Source organism: Pyrodictium brockii, assembly GCF_055379715.1.
In genome coordinates this window covers 1,109,076-1,131,819 of the sequence record NZ_AP042401.1, presented here as the reverse complement: position 1 = coordinate 1,131,819, position 22,744 = coordinate 1,109,076, and the positions used below count along the sequence as shown (strand labels likewise).

Here is a 22,744-nt window from a genome sequence, read left to right as displayed (position 1 = left end):
CCCGGGGGGCCTACCCGCGGGGCCCGGCGGGGCGCAGCCCTAGGCTAGAGCCCGGGGCGAGCCCCAGCTCCCTGGCGGCGTTGCCGAGGTTCACCGCCAGCTCGGGGAACCCGAGGCTGTTCATGTAGAACACCAGCTCGCCGGGCTCGGCCTGGCTGAAGACGGGGAGGCAGCGGGCCTTCCTCCTCCCCCTGGCCTCCACCTCCACCTCCCCGTGGCGGCAGAGCATGTTCAAGCACTCCTCCGTGAGGCCTAGGGCCGCGTTGCCGAACCTGTCTATGTAGACTACCATGGCCTCTACCTCCTCCTCGTCGCCCCTGCAGCTCCTGCGGAGGCTGAGCCTCCTCAGCGAGCCCGGGTCCAGGGGCTCGCCGAGCGCCTCGATGCCCCCGCCGAGGGCTAGGTGGGCGGCGGCGGGGGCGAATATGTCGCGGCCGTGGAAGCTGCGGGACACGGGCTTAATGTAGACCGCCTCGTTGCTTATCATGTGAACCCTCACTATCCCGTCCTCGGAGGCGGCCGGGTAGAGGAGCCCGTTGTCGGGGCCGATGAAGTAGTAGCTACGGGTCTCTATAGCCACGGGCTTCCTCTCGGTCCCAACCCCCGGGTCGACCACGGCCAGGAACACCGTGCCCGGGGGGAAGTAGCGGTAGCTCGTGTATAGCACATACGCGCCCGCCAGGATGCTGAAGGCCTCCACCTCGTGCGTTATATCCACCACCCTCACCCGCCCCGCGCCGAGCCTCTCGATGACAGCCTTCACGATCCCGACGTAGGGGTCGCTGAGCCCGAAGTCAGTCATGAAAGCTACCAGGCCACGGCCGGGCGGAGCCATGCCCGGGCAGCACCCCAGCCGCCCCCCGCGCCCCGGCGTTATTGACACTGGCTCCCGGGGGGCTCTCTCCGCATCCACCGCAGAGCAGCGGCAGCATGCCCCGGGGGCTCGGCAAGGCCAGGACTCCTCACCACCCCTCCCTCCGAGGGGCTCGGGAGGTAGCCAAAGGGAGGCGGCCTCACGGCCCCCGGGGCCCCGGGGGCTAGTACCACCAGGTGTTTAGGAACCTATGCTCCTCCACAGGCTCCTCCACGCCTAGGCCCACGGGGCACACGCCGCGGAGGATGCAGCCTCCCCCCTCGCACGCGGGGTGGCCGCTGCAGCCCCTGCACCTCGGCCTCCCGTGGACGCAGACCCTCCTCCCCATGGTCCAGAGCACGTCGTCGGGGATGAAGTCGTCAACGCTGATCCTCTCCGCCACCAGGTGCCAGGCCTCCCGGACGGCGATGCGGATGAGAACGTCCTCCCAGGGCGTGGTCTCCCGGCCTCCGCGTATCTTCTCGAGGAGGCGGGGCTCCGGCCTCACGAGGCCGAGGCGGAGAGCTATCCTGGCCACGTGGTTGTCAACCGGCACCCTCTTGTCCCACGGGTCCCTTATCTCCAGCAGCCCCCTCCTCTCCAGGAACTTCGCCAGGAGCATCGGCTTCTTCTCCACCGGGTCCCCGTAGGCCTCGAACACCCGGAGCCTCTCCACCAGCCCCGGGCTCGAGGGGTCCCAGCTGTGGAGCAGCCCCCGCGACTCCTCGAGGAGCCTGAGAGCGCTCCCGCCGTAGAGCGCCTCCAGCTTCGAGCCCAGGTCCCGGAGCAGCGCCGCCCTCACCCCGGGGTCGGGCGGGCACACGCCGCCCACGCACAGCCACTCCTCAACGTCCCTGGCGGTGATCCCTGCAAGCCTCCGGGGGCTGAAGAAGCCAGGATCCTCGTCCAGCCTGAGGCGGCCAAGCCTGTATAGGAGGTCCGCCCCGTGCAGCCTCTCCCCCTGACCACGGCCTCGTAGGGCCTCCCGGGCCTCGAGAGCCGGTGGTCTATGGCCACCATTACGAGGAAGTAGCGGGCCACGGTCTCCGGGTCCTCGCCCGCCGGGGGGTAGAACCGGGGGTCGGTGAAGGGGTCGGGCCGGTAGCGCTCCAGCGCGGGGCGCAGCGCCTCCCCCACCCTGGCGGCCTGCACAGCGTCAACGAGCACCACGGCGGCACCCTCCCCCCGCGGGGCTACCCTATCTCGAGCATGGCGAGGGCCTCGGGGACGAGGCCCGCCAGGCGGCGGCGCCACTCGCTCCCCAGGGCTATCAGCACCACCGCGGCCACGGGCTCCGCGCCGGCCCGGATTACTATCTTGGCCAGCGCCTCCAGGGTGGCGCCCGTCCTAGCCAGGTCGTCCACGAGGAGCACCCTGTCGCCCCGCTGTAGGCTCCCCTCGGGGGCGTAGAACACCTTCACGCTGAACGGGGGCTCCCCCGCCTCGCCCCGGATGTAGCCCCGGTAGGGGTTCTCCCTGCTCCTCCTGGCCAGCACCAGGTCGGCCCCGAGCCCCAGGGCTATCGCGGTCGCCAGCGGGACCCCCGCGGTCTCGGCGGCCAGCACCTTGCCGGCCCTGCCCCGGTACCGGTGGGACGCCCAGAGGGAGGCCAGCCGGAGCACCAGGGGGTCCAGCACAAGCTCCTGGGTGTCCACCATGCCCTTGGCCCCGCGTATCCTCTCCCCCAGCAGCCTGCCCGGGGGAAGCCTCTCCAGCACCCTCTCCACTATCGCCCTCGCCTGCCCCGTGCTCGGCACCCTGGAGCCCGAGACGTAGTGGGAGAGGGCCCCGCGGGGCACCCCGGTTATCTCCTCCAGCTCCCTCAGGCTCCACCAGCGGCGGAGGAGGCGGAGGAGCTCCACCGCCTCCAGCCGGAGCCTCAGCTCCCCGGCCCTGTCCCCCGGCGCCACGGCTGGGGCCTCCACGCCCTCCGGCGCCTCCTCGGGGCAGCGGCTTTTCAGGCTATATCTCCCCCGGCCCCCGGGGCGCCGGGGAGGCCCCCTGGAGCAGGGTGTCGAGCAGCAGCATCACCGCGAAGCCTAGGAAGAAGCCCAGGGTCGCCAGGTCCTCGTGGCCGCTGCGGTGGCTCTCCGGTATAGCCTCGTGGCTGACCACGTACATCATAGCCCCGGCCCCGAAGCCCAGGAGCTCGGGGAGATGGTTGGCGGCGAGGCTCCCGAGCATGGACGTCGGCACGGCCATGGCCGTCTCGCTCAGCCCGCTGAGGACGCTCACTCCAAGCGCGGTGAGCCTCTTCCCGGAGGCGGCCAGGATGGGCATGGCTACCGCGAGGCCCTCCGGCACGTCCTGCAGCGCTATGGCGAGGCCGGTGGCTACGCCCTTGGCGATGCTGTAGGCGGAGGCAGCCCCTATAGCCATGCCCTCCGGCAGGTTGTGGATAAGTATGGCCAGCGCCACCAGCCAGGCGGCGCGCAGCTTCCTCCCCCACTCCGGCCCCTCATACCTGCCTATCAGCGCGTGCTCGTGGGGGAGGACGCGGTTCAGCACTGCTACGGCGATGGCGCCAGCGGCGAAGCCGAGGAGGGGCCTCCACGGGCTCCCGGCCAGATCTATCGCCGGTATCAGCAGGCTGGTGAAGCTAGCAACGGTCATAACCCCGCTGCTGAACCCCAGCCCCACATCCAGGTCCCTGGGGTTCAGCCCCCGGCGGCTCAGGGGCAGAGCCAGCACCCCTCCAATGCTCGTGAAGGCCGCCGCCACCAGCCCCATTACAAGCGCCGTCTCCACCGGGCCGCCCTCCCAGCCCGCCAGCAGGCCCTCCAAGCCCTCTAGCCCCCCGGCCGGCTAGGCTCTGCGGCGGCCGGCCGGGGGCTCTAAAGCGGTGCCCGGTGCACCAAGCCCGCCCTCCCCGGGGGAGAGGGTGCACGTGGTCTTCCTGGGCACGGGCGGGAGCGGGGCGCCGCCGGGCAGGGCGGAGAACTGCATCCTGGCCGAGGCCGGCGGGGTGGCTGTGCTCCTCGACGCCGGGCCGGGCTGCAGCCAGCGCCTCCTCGAGGCAGGCTACACCGTCTGCGACATCAGCTACGTCTACATCAGCCACCTCCACCTCGACCACTGGTCCGGGCTCTTCGACCTAGCCGTCCAGGCCTCGGAGCAGGCCTGCAGGCCCCCAGCCCTGCTAGCCGCAGGCCCCGTGGCGGCCGAGGCGAGGGAGGTGCTGCTGCCCAGGATGCCGGGCAGCTTCCGCGAGAAGGCCCGGCTGGAGGCGGTGGAGCCCGGCGGCAGCCTGGAGCTGGGCGGCCTCGCGCTGGAGCCCGTCGAGGCCCGCCACACGGTGCCCTGCTACGGCGCCCTCCTCCGGGAGGAGGGCGGCGCAGCCCTCTACTACAGCGCCGACACGGCCCCCTCCAGGGCGGTGGAGGAGGCCGCCGGGAAGGCAGACCTGGCAGCAGTGGAGGCAACGATGCCCAGCAGCCTGGCCGAGGTGGCGGCGGCCACCGGGCACCACACTGTCGAGCAGGCGCTGGCCCACCGGAGGTACATGAAGCCGGGCAGCATCCTAGCCCTAGTCCACCTCACCGGGAGCAGCCTGGGGGAGCTGAGGGAGAGGGCTAGGAGGGGCAAGCTGCCGCGGGGCGTGCTGGTCCCCTCCGACGGGCTCGCAGCCCGGATCTAGGCAGCCCCGCCAGGCCTCTTAGGGGCCCTCATCCCGGTCAAAACCCGGCCTACCATGGACTCCAGCCCCTCTATCGGGGGCCGCTAGCCCCGCCACGAGGGTTCACGGGGTCCCGCCCCCGGGGCTGTGCAGCTGGTCACGCACCCCCACGCAGTAGACGCGGCTCAGCGCCGTGAAGCCTGCTATGAGCCGGTCCAGGGGCTTGCCCCGAGCCTGGAGCCGTGGAGAGCCTCCATCACTGTTGTGCTGCACCATGTTTTCCGTGGTATGCGTGGAGCCCCCGGGGGTCCCCGCGGGGGAGCGCAGAGCGGCCCATCCCCCATCAAAAAACATTATTATTAGTATCGCCTCCGCCCCCGATGAGGATGGAGGCGCGCCCACTTGGCGAGACTTGTCGCGCTCCCTGGCGCCAGCGTGGAGGGTGCGGTGGAGGCTGACGGGCTCGAGAACGCCGCCGAGAAGGCGGCCGAGCTGGCCGGAGAGGGCGAGCGCGTGCTCATAGTAGGGGACGGGGCGTGGAGGGCGGCCGAGCTGGCCTGGGAGAGGCTTGAGAAGACCGGCGGCAACCCGCTGCTGGTCTGGGGCCTCGACCCCGTCGAGGCCCGGGCTGCCGGCGTCCCTCTCGAGGCTGCTGCGGCCGCCCGCCGGTCGCTCCTCGAGTGGCTCCAGCCCGAGGAGGCCGGGCTCCGCACAGCCCCCGGGAAGAAGCTTGGGCGCCGCGACCTGCTCCGCTCCGGGCCCGCCGCCGTCTTCGAGGCCGTGGACACGCCGGTGGTGGTCGACCCCCAGGCCTGCAGCCTGCTGAAGGGCTGCAGGGCCTGCATAGACTCCTGCCCCTACGGGGCGCTGGAGGGGAAGCCGCCCAGGGCTGATCCATACAAGTGCACCGGCTGCGGGCTCTGCCTCTCCGCCTGCCCCGCCGGCGTGCTCGAGGCCGCTGGGGCCGGCGAGGACCCGGCCTGGAGGTATCTACGCCTCCTAGGCGCCCGTGGGCCGGGCTACCTGCTCATCCTCTGCCGCCGCGACGCGGCCTGGGCCGTCGAGGCGCTGCGCGGGGCCGAGCCGGCGGCCAGGGCCTACATCCTCACGCTCACCTGCCCCGGGCAGGCGGGGCTCCGGCTCCTCCTCGCAGCCTGGGGCGCCGGGCTCGCCCCCGTCTACGTCTGCAGCAGCGGGAGCGTGAAGGCCTGCGGGGTGGAGGCCTTCCAGAGGTACCTGGAGACGGTGGCTGCGGACTACACTGCGCTCACCGGGTTGAAGCCGGTCTTCGCCGCCGAGCGGGGGGAGCTCGGGGAGGTGCTGCAGCGGGAGCCGGGGCTGAAGCCGGCGGCGCAGGGGGCCGAGAAGGCGTGGCGCTCGGCGGTCGAGGCGGTTAAGGCTAGGCCCCCCGGCTCCAGGGTTGAGACGGCGGCGCCGCTGCTCGGCGTGGTGGAGGTGGATCCCTCGAGGTGCACCCTCTGCAGCGCCTGCAGCAGGGCCTGCCCCACCGGCGCGCTCGAGATGGTGGAGGGCGGGGAGGGCGCCCGGCTGCTCTTCCACCCCGACCGCTGCCCCGCCTGCAGCCTCTGCGTGGACACCTGCCCGGAGGACGCGATACGCCTCACACGCGCCGTCGATCCCGGGCTCCTCTCGGGCGGCACCAGGCTGCTCCACAGCGACGAGACGGCCCACTGCATAGTCTGCGGGAGGCCGATAGGCCCCCTGAGCATACTGAGGAAGGTGGAGGCGAGGCTCCGCGCCAGCGGGCTGCCGGAGGAGACCATCATGAAGATCTACCTGTGCAGCGAGTGCAAGCAGAAGGCCGCCCTCGGCCTCATAGACCTCAGCAAGTACCTCGGGGAGCAGAGGAAGAGGGGCCAGGCCCTATAGAGCCGCCGGCAGGCTCTATAGGCGTATACAGCCGCCTCTAGAGGCAGTGGATCCGGCTCTTTACCCTCCCCCAGGGCCCCCGGGCTTAGGGGCTGAGAAAGGAGGGCCTGGAGAGCCTTGACCACGATAGCGCATATCTCGGACCTGCATGTGGGCGCACCCTACTTCTCCCCCGAGCTTGCCGAGAACGTTGTGGGGTACCTGGACAGGCTTGAGCCGGATATAGTGGTGGTCACCGGGGATATAACGGACTACGGCTACATCCACGAGTACGAGAAAGCCGTGGAGCTCCTCTCCAGGATAAACACGCGGGACCTCATACTGGTGCCCGGGAACCACGACTCCAGGAACATGGGCTACGTGGTATTCGAGGAGCTCTTCGGCACCCGGTACCCCTTCCTGCGCAGCGGCAGTGTCTGCATCCAGGGCGTGGACTCCAGCGAGCCCGACCTGGACGACGGCCATATAGGCAGGCTGGCCTACAGGCTCGTGGAGGAGAACCTCGGGGGCTGCAACGGGGTCAGGATAGTGGCGCTGCACCACCACCTGGTGCCGGTGCCGGGCACGGGCAGGGAGAGGAACATACCCGCCGACGCCGGCGACTTCCTGGACCTCCTCATGAGGCTCGGCGTCAACATAGTCCTCGCGGGGCACAAGCACGTGCCCTGGATATGGGAGCTCAACGGCATGCTCCTCGTCCACGCCGGCACGGCCACCACGACCAGGATAAAGGCGGGCACAGTCCCCTCCTTCAACGTGCTGAGGGTGGAGGAGGGCGGAGAGGTCGAGGTGGTGAGGGTCAACTCCTACACGCTGAGGGAGACACCAGTCTACCGGGGCACGCCCAGGCCGTTCCCACGCTACAGCATAGAGCAGTACCGTGAGATGCTGGACCCGGTGCTCGAGAAGGCCAGGGGGAAGCTCCACCGCTTCGGGAGGGTGAACGGGAGCTAGCCCTCCCCAGGGGAGTCGGCTACCACCGGGTTCTCCAGGCAGCCTATCCCCTCGACGCAGACCTCCACGGTGTCGCCGGGTCTCAGGTAGCGGGGCGGCCTGCGGGCGTGCCCCACCCCCGCCGGCGTCCCGGTGGCCACTACGTCGCCGGGCTCGAGCAGAGTGCCCCTGCTCGCGTAGGAGACGAGCACAGCCACGCTGTGCACCATGTCGCTCGTGGTGCCCTCCTGGAGCCTCTCCCCTGACACGGTTAGGGCTAAGCGCAGCCCCCTGCCAGGGTCCAGCACGGTCCTCGGCACGACCACCGGGCCTAGGGGCGAGTAGGTGTCCCTGCTCTTCCCCCTCCACCATTGGGAGGCCCCGGAGAGCAGCTGCTCCGTCCTCGCCGAGACGTCGTTGAGGCACGTGTAGCCCCAGACAGCCTCCAGCGCCTCCCCGGGCTCCAGGCTGCGCGCGGGGAGCCCCAGCACCGCGGCGAGCTCGGCCTCAGCGTCCACCCGGAGCCCCGGGTCGTGCAGCAGTATCGGGTCCCCCGGGCCCACAACCGCGTTGCTGCCCTTGGAGAAGAGGTCGGGGACCCTGGGCGGCTCGACACCTATCTCCCTGGCGTGGTCCCGGTAGTTGAGCCCCACCAGTATGAGCTTCCCCGGCCTCTCCACTGGGGCCGCGAGCCTCACCCCGCGAAGCGGGAGCCCATGGTCGCTCCCGGAGACCCGGCGGGCCAGCGCCTCGAACTCCTCGGGCGGGTACTCGAGCATCACCTCCCTCACGTCGCTGAAGCCCCAGGGGCCCAGCGGGTAGACCCTGCCGCGGTACACGATGGCGGGCTCCACGCCGCCCCCCGGCGCCAGCACCCTGGCGAGCCCGATTACAGCCTCCACGCTGAACCCCGGGCCCCGCACAGCCCGCACCGCGCACCCTCCCCTCCGGGAGCGCTCCTACTCCTAGGGGCCCGCAGCCCCCCGGGTATTCCGGCTATAAAGCCAGGCCCGCGGTGAGGCCCCCGGCTGCAACAAGCTTTTCGAGAGGCCGGCTAGGGCGCTTATAAGAGCGGCATGGCCGGGGACCCCCGCTCCCGGAGGGGAGAGGGATGCGCAGGGTGAGCGCCGGCAGCCTCGCCGTGCTCGCCGCGGCCCTCCTCGGCGCGGCGCTGCTCGCGGTGGGCGCGGCCGCGGCAGGGGACGGGCACCACTACGTGGAGATCCGCATGGACGGCAGCTTCGTCCTGAGGCTGACGGGCTACATAGAGTTCACAGTGCACCCCAGAGGCGCGGGCACCATAGTGACCGACAGCGGGCCGGTGGTGGTCAATCCCGGCGACCGGGTGAGGCTGGTCTTCAACACCACCCGCGGCTACATCCACTTCAACAGCGGCGGCTGGGTAGAGATAAGGGACACGCCGGTGGAGGCAATATACGTCAACGATAGGCTCGTAGCCTCCAACACCACGATAAGGTATACGGGGCAGGGCCTCCGCTACCAGCAGGCCGAGGCCTCCACGCTCAAGGCTGTGGTGGCGCCGGAGCCCTCCAGCGGCGAGGGCCCGAGGCTAGTCCTAGTCGTGGACGGCCACTCCGTGGAGGTGGACCACGGGGGCTACGTGGTAGTCTACAACCTGGCGCCGGGCCCCGCCGGCCCCGGCAGACGCGGCCCCCACGACCTAGTGGTCGACTTGGCCGGCTTCCATAAGTGGCTCCGGGGGGCCGCCGAGGGCGTAGAGTTCTGGACCGACAGCGGCGTGAAGGTGATAGGCGTGGACGAGCTGCCCCTCCTCCGCGGCCTCGCCCAGCTAGCCCGCCAGCTGCTAGGCTAGCCCCACCCCTACTCTATGAGCACGGCCTGGTAGTGGCAGAAGACGCGGGGCGGATCCCTCTCCCCCAGGCCCCTAGACACGTACATCACCGACTCCCCGCGGCGGTAGAGCCCCCAGGCGTAGCCATACCGGCTGTTAGTCCACACGCTCCGGTTAACCGGCAGGCACCACTGGCCCCCATGAGTGTGGCCGGCCAGCGCCACCACCCTAGCACCCCTAGGCAGGTGGCTGAACGCGTCGGGGCTATGGACAACCACCAGATCCGCCCCCCGCGCCAGCCTCTCCAAGGGCCCCCGGTAGCCACGGGGATCCTCCCTCCAAGCCAGCCCCGCCACCCGCAGCCCCAGGACCTCGGCGTCAGAGTCAAGGAGCACCGAGAACCCCGCATCCTCCAGCAGCCTCACCCCCTCCCCCAGGGGGAGCCTGCGAGCCGCCCACACCTCATGATTCCCAAGCACGGCCACACCAGCCCTCATGTACCTAGCCACCTCCCGCAGCGTCTCCCACACCGGCCCAAACCCCCTCGTCCTCTCATCCCACGTATCCCCCGCAAGCACCACCAGGTCCGGGCGGGCGGCACGCGCAGCCCACACAGCCCTCCAGCCAGGAGACCCATGAACATGGAGATCGGCGAGAAGAAGCACACGCCTACCAACACCAAGCCTGACACGCGTGAGCTCAACCCCAGCAGCCAGAGTCTCAACAACACCAGCGGCAGCCAGCCCCACAACACCAGCAGCAACACCAGCCACAATACCAGCCAGCCCCAACCCGGCCCAACCCGCCGGCCCCAGCATGGCGACGCACAAAAACTGCCACCTCCGCACCAGCCACAAGCCGTAAGGGCAGATTCTGCATCTCTTCATCGCCGGGCATCGGTGTTGGCCCGTGTTGCCGGGGGCTCTATTGCTCTATAGCTCTGCCTACCCGCCGCCATTCTTGATGAAACCTAAACAAATAGGATTGGAGGGGGTGTCAGGGGGGTGTTGGAGTTGTTTTGAGTTGTTCTGCTAGTTTTTCTAGTCTTTGTGCTAGTTTTGGCCCGTAGTGGGCTAGTGTGTCGACTGGTGTTACTAGTAGCTTTGCTCTGGCTAGGAGGCCTGCCATGCGCCATGTTTCTAGGCGTTTCTGTGCGAGGCGGTGGGTGGGGTTTGGTGATTTGGCCTCGTAGACTATTATGGCTGGGTTGTGCTTCTCTAGCTCCTCCGGTGTGGGGTAGGCCCATTTGGCCTGCCTGTTCTGGTAGGGGTGGGTTGCTCCTAGGTGGGTTAGTGCGTGGCCTGCGTAGCTGAGGGCGGCTGGTGAGACTGGCTCGCCGAGGTCTATGATGTAGGCTATGCGTGCTCCCTTGGCGGCGGCGTGGAGCCTGGCGAGGCGCTGGTGGAGTTTCTGGGATAGCTCCTCCGCCTCCCTTATCCTGCCTATGTGGACGCCTATCCTCCACGCCATGTCTGCTACCCCGTGGAGGCTTGCCGGGATGTCGATGTGTACTACGCGGTAGCCGTGGGCGGTGAGGAGCCTTGCCGCCGGGAGCTGGGCCTCGCCGCTGGTGAAGACCAGGTCTGGCCTGAGCTCCTGGATCACGTCGAGCCGGGGCTTCAGGTAGTCGCCTGCTATCCTCTTCCCGGGCGCGTAGGGGAGGCAGAAGGAGGAGACCCCTACCAGCTCGTCGCCGGCGCCGAGCTCCACCAGGGTGTCTGTTACCGAGGGGGAGAGGCTTACGATCCTCAATGCTCCCGGCCCTCTCCCCACAGGGCGTGTGGGGCGTCGACTAAAACCGCTGGCGGGGGCTGGCGGCGGCCACGGCGGGCCCCTGGGGCTCTCTGGGGATGCTGGCGCCGGAGCCGCTGGTGGTGGGCGCGGAGGGTGTGCCTCACGGGCCCGGGTGGCGGTCCAGCATGCTGCAGAAGGCCTCGAACTCGGGGAGGCTGCAGGCGTAGCCCTCGAAGCCTCTCCAGGACCCGCCCCCGCCCTGGAGGAGCCGCCAGTAGAGGTACTAGTGCAGCGTGGGCCCGGAGCAGCAGGGGGCTCGTCCACGGCCAGCCACTCCAGGTAGCAGCTCCTGCCGGGCCGGTACCAGCGGGCCACGAGGGGGAGAACGGCGTCCTTGCAGGGGGCGTAGACGGCGCCGTGGCGGAGGGAGAGGGCCTCCAGCGCGGTGGATCCTGCTCCTCCACTCGGCTCCGGGGGTGGAGGAGCCCCTCCCCGGCTCCGGGCCCAGCTGGTAGGGCTCCCAGCCCGCCTCGGGGACGCGGCGCCGAGGACCCGGTAGAGGCTCTCCAGGCCCTCCCTCGTCTCGCGTATAGGCTCCGCTATGACGCCCGCGGCGCCCCTCTCCAGGGCCTCCTCTGCCACCCGCAGCTGCTCCTCCTCGAGCCCCGGGAGCAGGGGCTGCACCCTGACGACCACCCTAACCCCGTGGCTGGCCAGGGCCTCGGCGGCGTCGAGCCTCCTGGAGGCGGGGGCTCCAGCAGCCTCGAGGCCCCGTCGGGGAGGGCTATGGTCTCCTGGAGCAGGAGCAGCTCGTGGTCGGCTAGGGAGAGGAGGCTGAGCGCCTCGGGGTCGGCCAGGGGGTCGCCCTTAGTGCTAACTATGGCTGGGACCCGGTGGCGGAGGGCCGGCCCGGAGCGGCTCCTTCACAGCCGGGTGGGCCCCGCCGGGGGCTGGAGGGGGTCGGAGAGGGTGGAGAGGCGGAGCACCGGCCTGGGGAGCCCCTGGAGCCTCCTGGCCAGGGGCCCGAAGGCCGCGGTACCAGCGGGCGTAGCAGTAGAGGCAGTCGAAGACGCAGCCGGTGAAGGGCTCCAGCCGGAACACGCTGTAGCAGAGGGAGGAGATGTAGCTGCTCGGCTTGATGCCTATCTCGAGCCACTCCACGGCCCAGAGCCCCTACCTCACCCTGAACAGTGGGAGCACCCTCTCGGGGAGGCTGCAGCAGGCATCGTAGAGCGGCAGCCTGACCCCCAGCTCCCTAAGCGCCCTGGGGCTCGGGTTGGCTATCCGGTCCACCATGCCCTCCTCCACCGCCACCCGGTCAAGGAGGGGCTTCACCTGGTAGGGCCTCATGCAGCCGAGCGAGAGCTCCCCGGGCCAGACGCTGCGGGCTAGCCGGAGGAGCCCGGGGAGCTTCTCCGCGGGGGGCGCGGGCTCGCCGGGCGGGGGGATGTAGACGAGGAGCGTCACCCTCTCAGCGCCCAGGTCGGCTGCGAGCATCAGCTCCCGGCGGAGCAGCTCCGGGCTGCTCCAGGGGTGCCAGAGGAAGATGTGGGGCACAACCTCGAGCCCGTGCTCCATCATCCGCTCCATTATCTTGGCGACGCGCTCGGGGCCGAAGGGGAGACGGCGGACACCCATAACCATCTCCTTGCTGAGGCTCAGCTCATAGTCTAGTATGTCCACGACGCCGCGGAGCCTCTCGAGGACCCAGCCCCGGTCCTCGTAGCCGGGGTGGAGGTTGAACACCATGCCGAGCTCCCTGCGGGCCTCCGCCAGCTGGTCCAGGAAGGGCTCCAGCGGCAGCCTCCCCTCCCTGGTCAGGCCGCCGCTCACCAGGGCGCCTCGGACCCCGCGGCGGTGGAGAGACTCGAGGAGCCCCAGGAGGCCGCGGGGCCCCCGGGGGACGGGCAGCATGCCGCGGAGGTAGCGGCTCCCGCAGTGGCTGCAGTTGAGGGGGCAGCTGGCGCCGGTGAGGCTTATCTCCGTGAACCTCTTCATCATCCTGAAGGCCTTCGGGAGCCCCACGCCCAGTCACCCTAGGCCTATCCTGCGGAGCTGCTCCTCGAGGAGGCCCCGGTCCCGCTGGAGGAGGCGGGCCGAGGGGTAGTTGTAGATGGGGCCCCTGGGGGACTCGTTGTAGAAGGGCCTGTTGCAGCCGGGGCAGCCGCTGGTGAGGAGCCCAGGGAGCGGGTCCACGGGGGGCCTCCGGGCGAACCGGGCCGGGGGCCCAGGGTCGATGTAGTCGAGGGGGTCGAGGCCCTCCTCGAGGAGGAGGCGGGCGACCTGGTAGACACGGTAGGTGTGGATGTCCACGCCCGGGAAGCGGCGCGGCGTGCCGGGGACCCGGGTGTAGCTGAAGAGCGCCACCCGGGCGCCGAGGGAGTAGATGAGCTTCATCGCTTTGAGCATCTCGGCCGGCGTCTCGCCGAGCCCGGCCACCAGGTGGACGTAGACCCTGCCCCTCCCGTAGACCCCCACAGCCCTCCCTATGAACCCTATGTAGGTGCTCCAGCTGTAGGGCTTCCCGGCCTCGGCGAAAACCCTGGGGCTTGCAGCGTCCAGGCCTACGCCGAGCGTGTCCACCCCGAGCCGCCGCCAGGCCTCGAGGACGCCCGCCGCCACCGGCGTGGTGGTCACCGATGCAGGGGTGTCGGGGTCGACGCGGCGCAGCCCCTCCAGCAGCTTGTAGGCCTCGCAGGCGAAGCCGGGCCGGAGCACGGTCTGGATGCAGACCCTAGCGAAGAGCCCCCTCCTCCACCTAGAGAGGATGTCCCCGAGCCTGACCACGGGCCAGGTGACCCTGCTCAGCAGGCTCCTCCCCGCCCTGGAGAAGACGGACTGGCTGCAGAACATGCAGCGCGCCATACAGCCCTGGGGGCTGTACTGGAGCAGATAGGCCGTGGTGGGCCTGGCGGCCAGCGGGATCCTCTCGAGCCCCAGCACGGCCAGCGTGCCTATGGAGGCGCGTACCAGCACCCTGCACGGCCCCTGGCCACGGGGCCTCCGGGGCCGGCATATATGGGCAGGCGCGCTCCAGCCCCCGGGAGGAGGGCCCGGTAGGCGTTGGCGAGGGTGCTGCGGGTGATCCTGGACCTGGAGGGCCACCCCGCCTCCTGGCAGATGGCGGTGGACGAGGCGCTGCTCCGGCTCCGCGGCGAGGGCGCGGTCCCGGACACGCTCAGAGTCTACGTCTTCAACCCCCCGGCGGTGACTATCGGGAGGTTCCAGAGGCTCGAGGCCAGCGTGGACCTGGAGGAGGCCAGGAGGATGGGGATCGACGTGGTGAGGAGGTTCACAGGCGGGGGGAGCGTCTACCACGACCCGGCGGGGGAGGTTACATACTCCATAGCGTTGGGGCTGGACTCTCTCCCAGGGCTGAGGGACGTGGAGGAGAGCTACCGGGTCCTCTGCAGGGGCGTTGTGGAGGCGCTCCGCGTCCTGGGCGTGGAGGCCGAGTTCAAGCCGGTGAACGACGTGGTCGTGGCCGGGAGGAAGATCTCGGGGAACGCGCAGGCGAGGGCCGCGGGGGCGCTGCTCCAGCACGGCACCCTCCTCTACGCCTCAGACCTCCAGGTCATGGCCAGGCTCCTCCGCGCCCCCAGGGAGAAGCTGGAGAGCCACGGGGCCCGGAGCATAGAGGAGAGGGTCACCACCGTCGAGAGGGTGCTGGGCCGCCGCCCCGCCCGGGAGGAGGCCGCCCTGGCGCTGGTGGAGGGCTTCCGACGCGCCCTCGGCTACGACACCGTGAGGCTGGACGTCCTCAGCCCGGAGGAGGAGAGCCTGGCCCGGCGGCTGGAGGAGAGGTACCGGAGCAGCTGGTGGCTCCGCCGGAGGTAGGAGGCCCTTGGAGGGGCAGGGGCCGGTGTGCAGCCGCTGCATCCTCCACTGCCGCGGCGAGGGGCGCTGCGGCGTCGTGGCGCCGGGGAGGGGCGACCTCCGCCCCTGGAGGGCCCTCTGGCTCAGCGTGCTCCGCGTCGAGGACGTGCCCCTCGCCCACACCTGCCCCGGCGGGGTGGCGGCCAGGCTCATGCTCCCCGGCTCCCCGGTCCGCTGCAGCCGCTGCAGCTGGAGGGACTACGCCGACCCCAGGGGCCTGGAGCTGCGGAGGCTGGAGCCGGGGGAGCTGCGGAGGCTCCGCATGCTGTCCCCCAGCGTCTTCCTCCTCGACGGCGGCGAGCCCTTGGTGGCTGACTGGGTGATGCAGCTCCCCGGGCTCGTACGCGAGGCCGCCCCCGGCGTGCGCTACGTGCTCGCCCGCACCGCTGGCCTGGTGGCGCTGGAGAGGCTGCGCGAGGCCCGGGAGGCGGGCTACAACGGCGTCGTGTTCGAGTACCTGCTGGCCGTCGAGAAGCTCCCCCGGCCCGACCACGCCGCCGCAGCGCTGAGGGAGGCGCACCGGCTGTTCGAGGCCGTGGAGATCCACGTCCCCTACGACGGCTCCCCCGGCGCGGCCGCCGCCGTGGCCGACCTGGCGGCTAGGTACCCCGGCACTCCGGTCCACGTGCTCCCCCTGGGGGAGGAGCTGGGCGACAAGGCGTACAGCCTCGTGGAGAAGCTGAGGGACCGGGGGAGGTGGAACGTCTACCTCTACCCGGAGGAGAGCTACACCCTCACCGACACCGCCTGCCCCAGGTGCGGCGCCCCAGTGGTCTCGAGGAAGCCCTGGGGGGTCAGGGTGTACGCCGACGCGGGGGGCGGCACGGCCCCCAGGTGCCCCCGCTGCGGCGAGCCCCTCCCCTGGCTCCGGCTCTGCGGCCCGCCGCGCCGGGCGGCTATACACCGGGAGACCGTGGTCTGGTAGGAGGGGCTAGCCCCTGAACCTCTCGTACCACTTCTCGTAGGCCTCTATCATCTCCCTCGTTATGCTCGGCCTTCTGGACCTTATCGACTCCACGAAGTCCTCCATGGTCAGGGGCCTGGGCTCGCCCTGGCCTCCCTGCCGCTCGAACAGCTCCCTCACGGTGCGGAGGTGGGCCTCCATGACTATGTCCTTTATGTCGCTGGCGCTGTAGCCCTCGGTCATGTCGGCGAGCTTCTCCAGGTCCACGTCGGGGGTCAGCCGGAGCCCGCGGGTGTAGAGCTTGAAGAGCTCCAGCCTGGCCCTCCGGTCGGGCGGGGGTATGTAGATTCTCTTCTGGAACCTCCTTATGAAGGGCTCGTCTAGCTTCCACGGCTTGTTGGTGGCGCCTATAACGTATACGTGCAGCTTGCTGCTCTTGTCCTGGAGCCCGTCCATCTCCTTGAGGAACTGGTTTCTCACCCTAACCTCCCCGCCGACCTCGCTCTCGTGGACGCCGAGGAGCGCGTCTATCTCGTCAATGAATATTATCGCCGGCCTCCCGCCGCGGGCCGCCTCGCGCGCCTTCTCGAAGAGCATCCTCACCCTCTTCTCGGCGTCCCCCAGCCACTTGCTCATGATGCTGGCCGCGTCCACGTTGAAGAAGACCCCGTCCACCTCGTTGGCCACCGCCGCGGCGAGCATTGTCTTGCCGCAGCCCGGCGGGCCGAAGAGGAGTATCCCGCGGGGCCAGCCGAGGGGGAAGAGATCCGGCCTCCTAACCGGGTATATTATAGCCTCCTTTATCGCCTGCTTCGCGTGCTCCAGGTCCGCTATGTCGCTGAACCTCACCCTAGGCCTCTCCGTGACTATCCAGTCCTCGAGCTGCTCCGCCTCCGCCGGGGAGGCCGGGACCCCGAGCTTCTCGAGCTGCTCTACCCGGCGGCGGTACTGCTGGATTATCCCGCGGTAGACATGGGCCAGCGGGTTGTCGGGGTAGAGCCTCACTATCTTGCCGAGTATATCTATGGCCTTCTTGTAGTTCGATATAGCCTCCTGTATCCTGCCCTCCCGGTCGGCCCTCACGGCCGCGAGGGCGTAGCCCCGGGCCATTGCCTCCAGCTTGTGCAGCCCGGCGGACACCCTGCACAGACCCCCGGAGGGGTATCATTCGCGGCCGACGGGGGCGAGGCTATAAGGCGCTGGACTCATCGCCGCGGGCCCCGCAGCGGCGGAGAAGCCTCTCCACCGCAGCCTCGAGTATCCCGACCCTCTCCTCGAGCTCCGCGAGCTTCGCAACCACCGCCTCGAGGTCGCCGGGGGAGAAGTGGCCCCCGGGGCGGCGCAGCTCCCTGCGGGGCAGCCCGCGGACCGCGGGGGCGACGGCGTAGTAGCGGCCCTCCTCGCCGCGGGCGGCGAGGCCGGCGTCGCGGAGCCTCTGGAGCGCCGCCCGCACCCTCTGCAGGGGCTCTCCGAGCGCGTCAGCTATCTCCCTCGGCCCGCTGCCCGGGTGGTCGCGGAGGTAGCTCAGCACCCTCTCCTCCAGGTCGCCCAGCCTGGCCATGCTCCCCGGCTCCCCTGGCCCCTGGGCACTGTATTTAGGGATGGGCCCCCGGGCCCCAGCCCTATGGGGGCTGTGAAGCCTTACAGCCGATCCGAGCCCCGCGCAGCGGCGCGGGGGATGGCGAGTTTCGCCCCTTCGGGAGCCCCCGCATCCCCGGCCCCCTCCCTGGGGATGGCCGATGAAGACTACGCCAGCGCCGGAGCCCCTAGGGGCCGGCTGTGAAGAGTGACTTGGCTCCGAGGCCGCCTACCCCGGCTTGGGCTCCTCCACGAAGCGCCAGGCCTTCCTGGAGGCGTCGAAGTAGACTAGCCCGGCCTCCTTGAGCCTCTTGAACAGTTCGTACTGGGTGTCGGTGAGCAGCATCCTTATCTCCTCGTCGTTGGCGGTGGGGAGCTGCTCCACCTTCTCGCGGAAGTTCTCCCAGAAGCCCCTGTCGACCGCCACCCGCTCCCCGCCGAGGTCGAGCACCAGCGCCCCCTCGCGGCGGAGCTTCTCGAAGAACGCGTCGCGGTCGCGGAGCCAGTGGACCTCGTGCTCGAAGACGACGCCCTGCTCCCGGAGCCTCTCTATGGCTGAGCGCCTCCTGCCCCGGTGGTGCTCCCTCCCCGCCGCCCTCTCGCCCGGGGCCGGCTGGACCGGGGCCCTCGGCGGCGGGGGCTGCTCCTGGCGGCGCTGGGCCTCCACGGCCTCCTCGAGGCTCTTCAGCCTGTCTTCCAGAGCCTCCAGCCTCTCTATGGCCTCGGCCAGCTTCGCCGACAGCGAGTCTATCTTAGCCGTCCAGGGGTTTATCATGTCCTGTATCCTGCGCTCCAGCCTGGACGCCAGCTTCTCCACGTCCGGGGGCGTGACCTCCAGCTTGCCCTCCCCGGCCAGCTCCCTCAGCTTCTCCGAGACGGCGCGCTCCACCAGCGCCTCCACACTCCTCTCCTCGCCGAGGAGGCCCAGCTCCCTCAGCACGAGGTAGCGGATGTAGTCGGAGACGAGGGGGAAGCCCTCCCTCCTGGCCCTCTCCTCCAGCTCCCTGTACACGTCGTCGGGGAGGCGTAGAGCTACCAGGCGCGGCATGAGCGTCCACCACTCGCCGGCCGGAGGGCCCTCAGCGTGATGACGGGCTAGAGGGGCCCCTGGGGTGGTCTAGGCGGCGCGTCCCTATAATTCGGGTTAGGCCTTCTGGCAGGTTCTAGATGGCCGGGGGCTGTGGCGAAGGCTGTACTCGCCGAGCCCGGGCGTGATGTGGACACCTTTAAGTGCCGAGCCCCCGGCGGCGCGCTACCAGGGCAGGGGGTGGAGCGGCTCATTGAGGCCGAGGGTGGCCGTAGTGGTTCACGACGTCTCGAGCGCGCAGCGCCTCATAGACATGGCTAAGCTCGTCTACGGCCTAGGCTTTACCCACCTGGTGGCCACCAAGGTCTACGGCGCCGCCGCCTCCAGCGGGGTCCCGGAGGCGATGAGGCTGGCGCTGCGGCTGGGGAGGAGCTTCTCGGTGCTGCCCAGCGTGAAGGACGCCGTGGAGATCCTCTCCCCTGGGAGGATAGTGGTGGTGTCGAGGGAGTACGGGGAGCCCGTGGACCCGTGGAGCTACGCGGAGAAGCTGGCCGGGGAGGAGAGCCTGATGATAGTCCTCGGCGGGATAGACGCGGCCCCGGGCAGGGACGTGGCGGGGCTCGGGGAGGCTGTCTACCCCGTGGGGAGCGAGGGCAGGCTAACCCCGGTGGCCGAGGCGGCGCTCCTCCTCTACCCCCTGGCTAGGAGGATTTCTCGAGAAACCTCCTAACCTCCCAGGCTATAGCCTCCGCCAGCGGGACCGGGACGGCCTCCCCCACCTGGTTGTACTGCTCGTCCCTCCCTCCGAGGAAGACGTGGTTATCGGGGAACCCCATCAGCCTGGCCTGCTCCCTGACGGTGAGGAACCTGGGCTCGTAGGGGTGGATGAACCTGCTGGAGCCCAGCACCGTGGGCGCGTGGCGGCGGGGGTCCAGCCTTATCAGGTTGGGGTAGCGGCGGCCCTCGGCGCCCTCGTAGTAGATGAGGGCCTGGCTCCAGCGGAGCCTCGCTATCCTCCTGGCCTTCCTGGGGCTCATGGAGGGGGGCTCGTGGTTCAGCACTCCCTCGCTGCCCGGCTCGGGGAGCCCGCGCAGGGCCTCCTCGACGGTTATCCTCCGCCTCCTCCTGGGCGGCTTTATCCTGATGTTTGAGATGAATACGCGGAGCCTGTGGCTGGGGGTGCCGTAGTCCTCCGCCCGGAGGAGGTTAAAGTATATCCTCGGGTACCCGGCCTCGGCGAAGACGCGGCGCAGCTCCTCCTCCACGTCCAGGATGCCGGGCACGTTCTCCATGACGAATACCCTGGGCCGCAGCTCCCCGACTATCCTGGCGAAGTGCAGGGCCAGCTGCCCCGCCGGGTCCTGGTAGAGCCTGTCCAGGGGGTTCCGCATCCTCCTGGGGTTGGCGCCGGTGTAGGGCTCGCAGGGAGGGCTGCCTATCACCACGTCGGGGCGGCCCACGAGCCTCTCTATAAGCGCCCCCGTCACCTCCTTGATATCCATGGCGAGGGCTACCGACTCGGGGAAGTTCGCCTTATAGCTCCTTATCGCCGCCGGGTCGTTGTCCACGCCCAGGAGGATGCGGAACCCAGCCCGCCGGAACCCCTCCGCAAACCCCCCGGCGCCCGCGAAGAGGTCAACGACGCCTAGCACTGTTCACCTCCGCCTCCAGCAGCGACACGTACTGCCGGAGGATCTGTATACGCAGCTCCCGGTCCGGGTCCGGGACAAGCATGGTGCCGCACCTGGGGCAGGTGAACTCGTGCTCCAGCGCCTCCTCGAACGTGTACTTGGTCCCATCGTTGGGGCAGACGTAGTAGTAGGTGCCCTCCTCCCCCTCGAGCAGCGTCCGGAGCCTCTCCAGCGCAGCCCTCCTTCTCGCCTCGATGATCGCCGGGAGGCCCTCGTAGTTTATCCTCCAGTAGAAGACGAGCCTGTTCTTCTCCGGGTGCCTCTGCCTCCTGTACACGACAAGCCCCTTCTCCGCCAGGAGGTTGAGGGCCCTGCGGACGGCGTTGAGCTTCAACCCCGTCTTCTCAGCTATATCGGCCTCGGAGAGCTCGCCCCCCTCCTCGTAGAGGGCCTGGATCACCTGCCGGGCCTCGCTGTCCACAAGCCTCTCCACGAACAGGTAGAACTTCTCAAGCTCGCTGCCCTGCATGGCCTGCTCAGCCCCATGACGTCAGCCAGGTATAATTGTGCTCACTCCAGGCTTACTACTCTTTTGCCCCTGGGCGATGGTATGATCTTCACCCTGGCCCCGGGGAACTCGATGCGGAGCTCCTCGCCCCCGTAGAGCCGGTCGAGGAACACTGCCAGCGCGGCCACCTCGCTGTGCGGCTGGTTCCCTATAGCCACGTTGTAGTCGGCGGCCTCGTAGAAGAACGGGGGCACCTTCTCCGCCCCCACGACTATCAGCTTAGGCCTGGGGCTGGCCCTTATCTCGCCTATGACATCGTCCACGTGAAGCCCGTACATGGTCAAGTGTATGACCTCGCCGCCGCCCCTCTTCCACTCAGCCACGTAGCGGCGGCTGCTGACCCCGCAGCGCAGCTCCATCGAGCCACCCCATCTCTCCAGCACCCCGCGGAGCGACTCCATCACGTGGTCGTCGCAGACGTCGCCAAGTATGAAGCCGTTGGCCCCGAACGCCCTGGCTACGAGGCCCACGTGGGTGGTTATCCTCTTGTCGCGCTGGGGCCTGTGGCCTATCCGGAGCACGTAGACCCGGCCGTACCTCTCAGCAGGGTGGACAGCCGGCATAGCAGCCTGCCCAGGCCCTCACCGGTCGCGGCTGAGACGGGTATAACTCCCTGGAGCCCGGGGTAGACCGAGGAGGCCATGGCCTCCACGAGCCGGAGCACCCTGTCGAGCTCGCTCCTGTCGCTGACCAGGTCCATCTTGTTGGCGGCTATCACCATGGGCTTGTCGATCACCCCTATCCTCCGGAGCGTGTCGAGGCCCTCGCTCAGCTTCTCCGCCAGCACGTGCTCCTCCTCCGACACGTCCAGCACGTAGAGGATTAGATCGGCCTCGGCGGCCTCCTCGAGGGTGGAGTGGAAGGCCTCTATGATCTCCGGGGGTATCCTCGAGATGAACCCGACCGTGTCGACCACCGCGAAGCGGAGCCCGTCAACACCTACAGCCTTGACCTTGGGGGACACGGTTGTGAAGTACTCCGGGCCAACGGGCTTAGCCTCCCCGCTCAGCATGTTGAACAGCGTCGTCTTGCCGGCGCTGGCGTAGCCCACTATAGCTACGTGGGGGAGCCCGGCGCTCCTCCTCTTCCTCCTCTCCAGCCCCCTACGCTCCCGGAGCCTCTGCAGCTCCCTCCTTATCCTCGCTATCCTCGAGACCATGTACCGGTAGTAGGCGTCCACCGCGTAGCCGCCGGGGCCCAGAAAGCCGGGCAGCTCCCGCATCTTGGCAAGCCTTATAGCCTCCTTCACCAGCGGCAGCCGGTGCCTGAGCCGGGCCAGCTCTATCTGCAGCTTGGCCTCCCTGCTGCCAGCGTGGAGGGCGAAGATCTCCAGTATGAGGAGCGTCCTGTCTATAGCCTCCACGCCGGCCTCCCTAACCACCCGAAAGTACTCCCGGGGCTTCAGCTCGTCGTAGACTATTATCCTCGCCTCCTCGTCGCCCCGCAGCCCCCTGGCGCTGGCGGCGATCTCCTCGAGCTTAGCCCTGCTGAAGAGCCTGGAGCGCGACACGGGGCGGTAGCGCACGACACCCTCGACACGGTAGCCTGCAGTCTCCACCAGCGCGTATGCCTCCCTCTCTTCCCAACCCTCCATACTCCTCGGCAGGGCTAGAATGGCGCGCTTCAAGGCGGCTCCACGCATCCCCGGCGGGGAGCGGCAGGCCATCCGGGCTTGGGCGTGGGGCGGGAGCCCGGCTATAGGGGCTGCCCCGGGGGCTAGTCCTCGCGCAGCTCCGCGACGTCGCCTAGGGTGAGGTGGAAGCCGCCCCTGCCTCTCCCCTCCTCCAGCTCCTCCAGCGGCTCCTCCGCTACGGGCTCCAGCAGCTTCACCCCCAGCACCCTCTCCAGCCTCCTAGCCAGGTCTATCGGGGGCACCAGTGTCCCAGCCTCGATACGCTTTATCACATTCTCCCCGACCCTGACCTTCACCGCCAGCTCCCGCTGGGTTAGCCCGAGCTTCTCCCGGGCCCTCCTCACCCTCTCAGCGTAGTCCTCCACCACCTCGAAGCGCTCGACGAGCCCCAGCCCCGAGCCACGGCGGGCGGGGGGCCTCTGCCGCACCCTCCGGGGCGCCGCTGGCCTGGCGGCCCGCGGCCCACTGGGCTCCGGCGCCCGGGAGCCGGGCGCCACGCGGAGCCGCAGCGGCTCATCCATCCTCGTAGGGGAGGCGCGGGACATGTAGCGGCGGTAGCAGCTCTCGCAGACCACCATCTCGACGCCCTCGACCACTATGGTGTAGCTCCTCCCCTCTATCGGGCGGCCGCACATCTCGCAGTAGACTACCTCCCTGCGGCGTCTCCCTAGCGGCATAGGGGGCGTCT

At 69.6% G+C, this 22,744-nt stretch carries 27 protein-coding genes; 7 read left to right on the top strand and 20 right to left on the bottom strand.

Translation table 11 applies throughout. The annotated features are described in order from the left end of the window. Positions 1-10: 10 nt before the first annotated feature. The 5 genes from ACZ42Y_RS06170 to ACZ42Y_RS06150 form a co-directional block, all read right to left on the bottom strand. Complete coding sequence (locus ACZ42Y_RS06170; protein WP_058370797.1) at positions 11-835, bottom strand: SAM hydrolase/SAM-dependent halogenase family protein; 825 nt, start codon at positions 833-835, stop codon at positions 11-13. A 202-nt stretch (positions 836-1,037) separates the two neighbouring features. Beyond that, complete coding sequence (locus ACZ42Y_RS06165) at positions 1,038-1,685, bottom strand: hypothetical protein (protein ID WP_464735287.1); 648 nt, start codon at positions 1,683-1,685, stop codon at positions 1,038-1,040. Further along, complete coding sequence (locus tag ACZ42Y_RS06160) at positions 1,652-2,023, bottom strand: hypothetical protein (RefSeq protein ID WP_464735286.1); 372 nt, start codon at positions 2,021-2,023, stop codon at positions 1,652-1,654. The genes ACZ42Y_RS06165 and ACZ42Y_RS06160 overlap by 34 nt, the downstream gene beginning before the upstream one ends. Positions 2,024-2,046: 23 nt before the next feature. Continuing rightward, positions 2,047-2,763, bottom strand: a complete 717-nt coding sequence (locus tag ACZ42Y_RS06155; protein ID WP_464735285.1) for a phosphoribosyltransferase family protein — start codon at positions 2,761-2,763, stop codon at positions 2,047-2,049. Positions 2,764-2,815: 52 nt separating this feature from the next. Continuing rightward, a complete protein-coding gene (locus ACZ42Y_RS06150) occupies positions 2,816-3,637 on the bottom strand; it encodes a ZIP family metal transporter (RefSeq protein WP_168371285.1) in 822 nt (273 codons plus the stop codon). Between the two features lie 103 nt (positions 3,638-3,740). Here ACZ42Y_RS06150 and ACZ42Y_RS06145 point away from each other — a divergent pair, with 103 nt between their 5' ends. Continuing rightward, positions 3,741-4,490: an MBL fold metallo-hydrolase gene (locus ACZ42Y_RS06145; RefSeq protein ID WP_058370800.1), complete on the top strand. Its 750-nt coding sequence runs from the start codon at positions 3,741-3,743 to the stop codon at positions 4,488-4,490. A 102-nt stretch (positions 4,491-4,592) separates the two neighbouring features. Here the strand turns inward: ACZ42Y_RS06145 and ACZ42Y_RS06140 are convergent, their stop codons facing one another. Next, positions 4,593-4,745: a hypothetical protein gene (locus tag ACZ42Y_RS06140; protein WP_168371287.1), complete on the bottom strand. Its 153-nt coding sequence runs from the start codon at positions 4,743-4,745 to the stop codon at positions 4,593-4,595. A 126-nt stretch (positions 4,746-4,871) separates the two neighbouring features. Between ACZ42Y_RS06140 and ACZ42Y_RS06135 the strand changes: the two genes are divergently transcribed. Then, a complete protein-coding gene (locus tag ACZ42Y_RS06135; RefSeq protein ID WP_464735284.1) occupies positions 4,872-6,359 on the top strand; it encodes a 4Fe-4S binding protein in 1,488 nt (495 codons plus the stop codon). 117 nt (positions 6,360-6,476) lie between these two features. Beyond that, on the top strand, positions 6,477-7,313 hold the full coding sequence (locus tag ACZ42Y_RS06130) for a metallophosphoesterase family protein (RefSeq protein WP_070807826.1): 837 nt from the start codon (positions 6,477-6,479) through the stop codon (positions 7,311-7,313). On the opposite strand, the gene ACZ42Y_RS06125 is transcribed toward ACZ42Y_RS06130, so the two are convergent. Then, entirely contained in the window at positions 7,310-8,224 is a 915-nt protein-coding gene (locus tag ACZ42Y_RS06125) for a fumarylacetoacetate hydrolase family protein (protein ID WP_058370803.1), read from the bottom strand. The two genes, ACZ42Y_RS06130 and ACZ42Y_RS06125, sit on opposite strands and share 4 nt — an antisense overlap. A gap of 179 nt (positions 8,225-8,403) precedes the next feature. Here ACZ42Y_RS06125 and ACZ42Y_RS06120 point away from each other — a divergent pair, with 179 nt between their 5' ends. Then, positions 8,404-9,126, top strand: a complete 723-nt coding sequence (locus ACZ42Y_RS06120; RefSeq protein WP_058370804.1) for a hypothetical protein — start codon at positions 8,404-8,406, stop codon at positions 9,124-9,126. 8 nt (positions 9,127-9,134) lie between these two features. On the opposite strand, the gene ACZ42Y_RS06115 is transcribed toward ACZ42Y_RS06120, so the two are convergent. From ACZ42Y_RS06115 to ACZ42Y_RS06095, 5 genes are all read right to left on the bottom strand, one after another. Beyond that, entirely contained in the window at positions 9,135-9,878 is a 744-nt protein-coding gene (locus tag ACZ42Y_RS06115) for a metallophosphoesterase (protein WP_464735283.1), read from the bottom strand. A 223-nt stretch (positions 9,879-10,101) separates the two neighbouring features. After that, a complete protein-coding gene (locus ACZ42Y_RS06110) occupies positions 10,102-11,523 on the bottom strand; it encodes an ABC transporter substrate-binding protein (protein ID WP_464735282.1) in 1,422 nt (473 codons plus the stop codon). Between the two features lie 189 nt (positions 11,524-11,712). Beyond that, complete coding sequence (locus ACZ42Y_RS06105) at positions 11,713-12,000, bottom strand: hypothetical protein (protein WP_058370807.1); 288 nt, start codon at positions 11,998-12,000, stop codon at positions 11,713-11,715. Between the two features lie 12 nt (positions 12,001-12,012). After that, positions 12,013-12,864, bottom strand: a complete 852-nt coding sequence (locus tag ACZ42Y_RS06100; RefSeq protein ID WP_058370808.1) for a radical SAM protein — start codon at positions 12,862-12,864, stop codon at positions 12,013-12,015. A 6-nt stretch (positions 12,865-12,870) separates the two neighbouring features. Next, entirely contained in the window at positions 12,871-13,815 is a 945-nt protein-coding gene (locus tag ACZ42Y_RS06095) for a radical SAM protein (RefSeq protein ID WP_058370809.1), read from the bottom strand. 96 nt (positions 13,816-13,911) lie between these two features. Here ACZ42Y_RS06095 and ACZ42Y_RS06090 point away from each other — a divergent pair, with 96 nt between their 5' ends. After that, positions 13,912-14,676, top strand: a complete 765-nt coding sequence (locus ACZ42Y_RS06090) for a lipoate--protein ligase family protein (RefSeq protein ID WP_236698197.1) — start codon at positions 13,912-13,914, stop codon at positions 14,674-14,676. A 7-nt stretch (positions 14,677-14,683) separates the two neighbouring features. After that, entirely contained in the window at positions 14,684-15,640 is a 957-nt protein-coding gene (locus ACZ42Y_RS06085) for a hypothetical protein (protein WP_058370810.1), read from the top strand. A 6-nt stretch (positions 15,641-15,646) separates the two neighbouring features. Here ACZ42Y_RS06085 and ACZ42Y_RS06080 read toward each other — a convergent pair whose 3' ends face one another. The 3 genes from ACZ42Y_RS06080 to ACZ42Y_RS06070 all read right to left on the bottom strand — a co-directional run bounded on the left by ACZ42Y_RS06080 (position 15,647) and on the right by ACZ42Y_RS06070 (position 18,245). Then, entirely contained in the window at positions 15,647-16,729 is a 1,083-nt protein-coding gene (locus ACZ42Y_RS06080; RefSeq protein WP_201783112.1) for an AAA family ATPase, read from the bottom strand. 79 nt (positions 16,730-16,808) lie between these two features. Continuing rightward, complete coding sequence (locus ACZ42Y_RS06075; protein WP_464735281.1) at positions 16,809-17,180, bottom strand: winged helix-turn-helix transcriptional regulator; 372 nt, start codon at positions 17,178-17,180, stop codon at positions 16,809-16,811. A 246-nt stretch (positions 17,181-17,426) separates the two neighbouring features. Next, a complete protein-coding gene (locus ACZ42Y_RS06070; protein WP_464735280.1) occupies positions 17,427-18,245 on the bottom strand; it encodes a hypothetical protein in 819 nt (272 codons plus the stop codon). 232 nt (positions 18,246-18,477) lie between these two features. Here ACZ42Y_RS06070 and ACZ42Y_RS06065 point away from each other — a divergent pair, with 232 nt between their 5' ends. After that, entirely contained in the window at positions 18,478-18,954 is a 477-nt protein-coding gene (locus ACZ42Y_RS06065; RefSeq protein WP_058370814.1) for a RecB-family nuclease, read from the top strand. Here ACZ42Y_RS06065 and ACZ42Y_RS06060 read toward each other — a convergent pair. The 5 genes from ACZ42Y_RS06060 to ACZ42Y_RS06040 form a co-directional block, all read right to left on the bottom strand. Then, positions 18,926-19,876, bottom strand: coding sequence for a DNA cytosine methyltransferase (locus ACZ42Y_RS06060; protein ID WP_464735279.1), 951 nt, complete (start codon positions 19,874-19,876; stop codon positions 18,926-18,928). The two genes, ACZ42Y_RS06065 and ACZ42Y_RS06060, sit on opposite strands and share 29 nt — an antisense overlap. Next, positions 19,860-20,384 carry a helix-turn-helix domain-containing protein gene (locus ACZ42Y_RS06055; protein WP_058370816.1) on the bottom strand — a complete coding sequence of 175 codons (525 nt, stop codon included), beginning with the start codon at positions 20,382-20,384 and terminating at the stop codon, positions 19,860-19,862. The genes ACZ42Y_RS06060 and ACZ42Y_RS06055 overlap by 17 nt, the downstream gene beginning before the upstream one ends. A 41-nt stretch (positions 20,385-20,425) precedes the next feature. Continuing rightward, positions 20,426-20,986 (bottom strand): tRNA (cytidine(56)-2'-O)-methyltransferase, encoded by a 561-nt coding sequence (locus ACZ42Y_RS06050; RefSeq protein ID WP_058370817.1) that lies wholly within the window; start codon positions 20,984-20,986, stop codon positions 20,426-20,428. Then, positions 20,932-22,050 (bottom strand): GTPase HflX, encoded by a 1,119-nt coding sequence (gene hflX, locus ACZ42Y_RS06045; protein ID WP_464735278.1) that lies wholly within the window; start codon positions 22,048-22,050, stop codon positions 20,932-20,934. Before hflX ends, ACZ42Y_RS06050 begins: the two co-directional genes overlap by 55 nt. A gap of 89 nt (positions 22,051-22,139) precedes the next feature. Continuing rightward, a complete protein-coding gene (locus tag ACZ42Y_RS06040) occupies positions 22,140-22,733 on the bottom strand; it encodes a multiprotein bridging factor aMBF1 (protein WP_464735277.1) in 594 nt (197 codons plus the stop codon). Positions 22,734-22,744: the final 11 nt, after the last annotated feature.

Bases quoted from the DNA above. Each gene is read 5' to 3' on its own strand.
- ACZ42Y_RS06170 (WP_058370797.1), bottom strand. From the start codon at position 835: ATGGCTCCGCCCGGCCGTGGCCTGGTAGCTTTCATGACTGACTTCGGG.
- ACZ42Y_RS06140 (WP_168371287.1), bottom strand. From the start codon at position 4,745: ATGGTGCAGCACAACAGTGATGGAGGCTCTCCACGGCTCCAGGCTCGG.
- ACZ42Y_RS06120 (WP_058370804.1), top strand. From the start codon at position 8,404: ATGCGCAGGGTGAGCGCCGGCAGCCTCGCCGTGCTCGCCGCGGCCCTC.
- ACZ42Y_RS06080 (WP_201783112.1), bottom strand. From the start codon at position 16,729: ATGGCCCGGGGCTACGCCCTCGCGGCCGTGAGGGCCGACCGGGAGGGC.
- ACZ42Y_RS06075 (WP_464735281.1), bottom strand. From the start codon at position 17,180: ATGGCCAGGCTGGGCGACCTGGAGGAGAGGGTGCTGAGCTACCTCCGC.
- ACZ42Y_RS06070 (WP_464735280.1), bottom strand. From the start codon at position 18,245: ATGCCGCGCCTGGTAGCTCTACGCCTCCCCGACGACGTGTACAGGGAG.
- ACZ42Y_RS06055 (WP_058370816.1), bottom strand. From the start codon at position 20,384: ATGCAGGGCAGCGAGCTTGAGAAGTTCTACCTGTTCGTGGAGAGGCTT.
- ACZ42Y_RS06050 (WP_058370817.1), bottom strand. From the start codon at position 20,986: ATGCCGGCTGTCCACCCTGCTGAGAGGTACGGCCGGGTCTACGTGCTC.
- ACZ42Y_RS06040 (WP_464735277.1), bottom strand. From the start codon at position 22,733: ATGCCGCTAGGGAGACGCCGCAGGGAGGTAGTCTACTGCGAGATGTGC.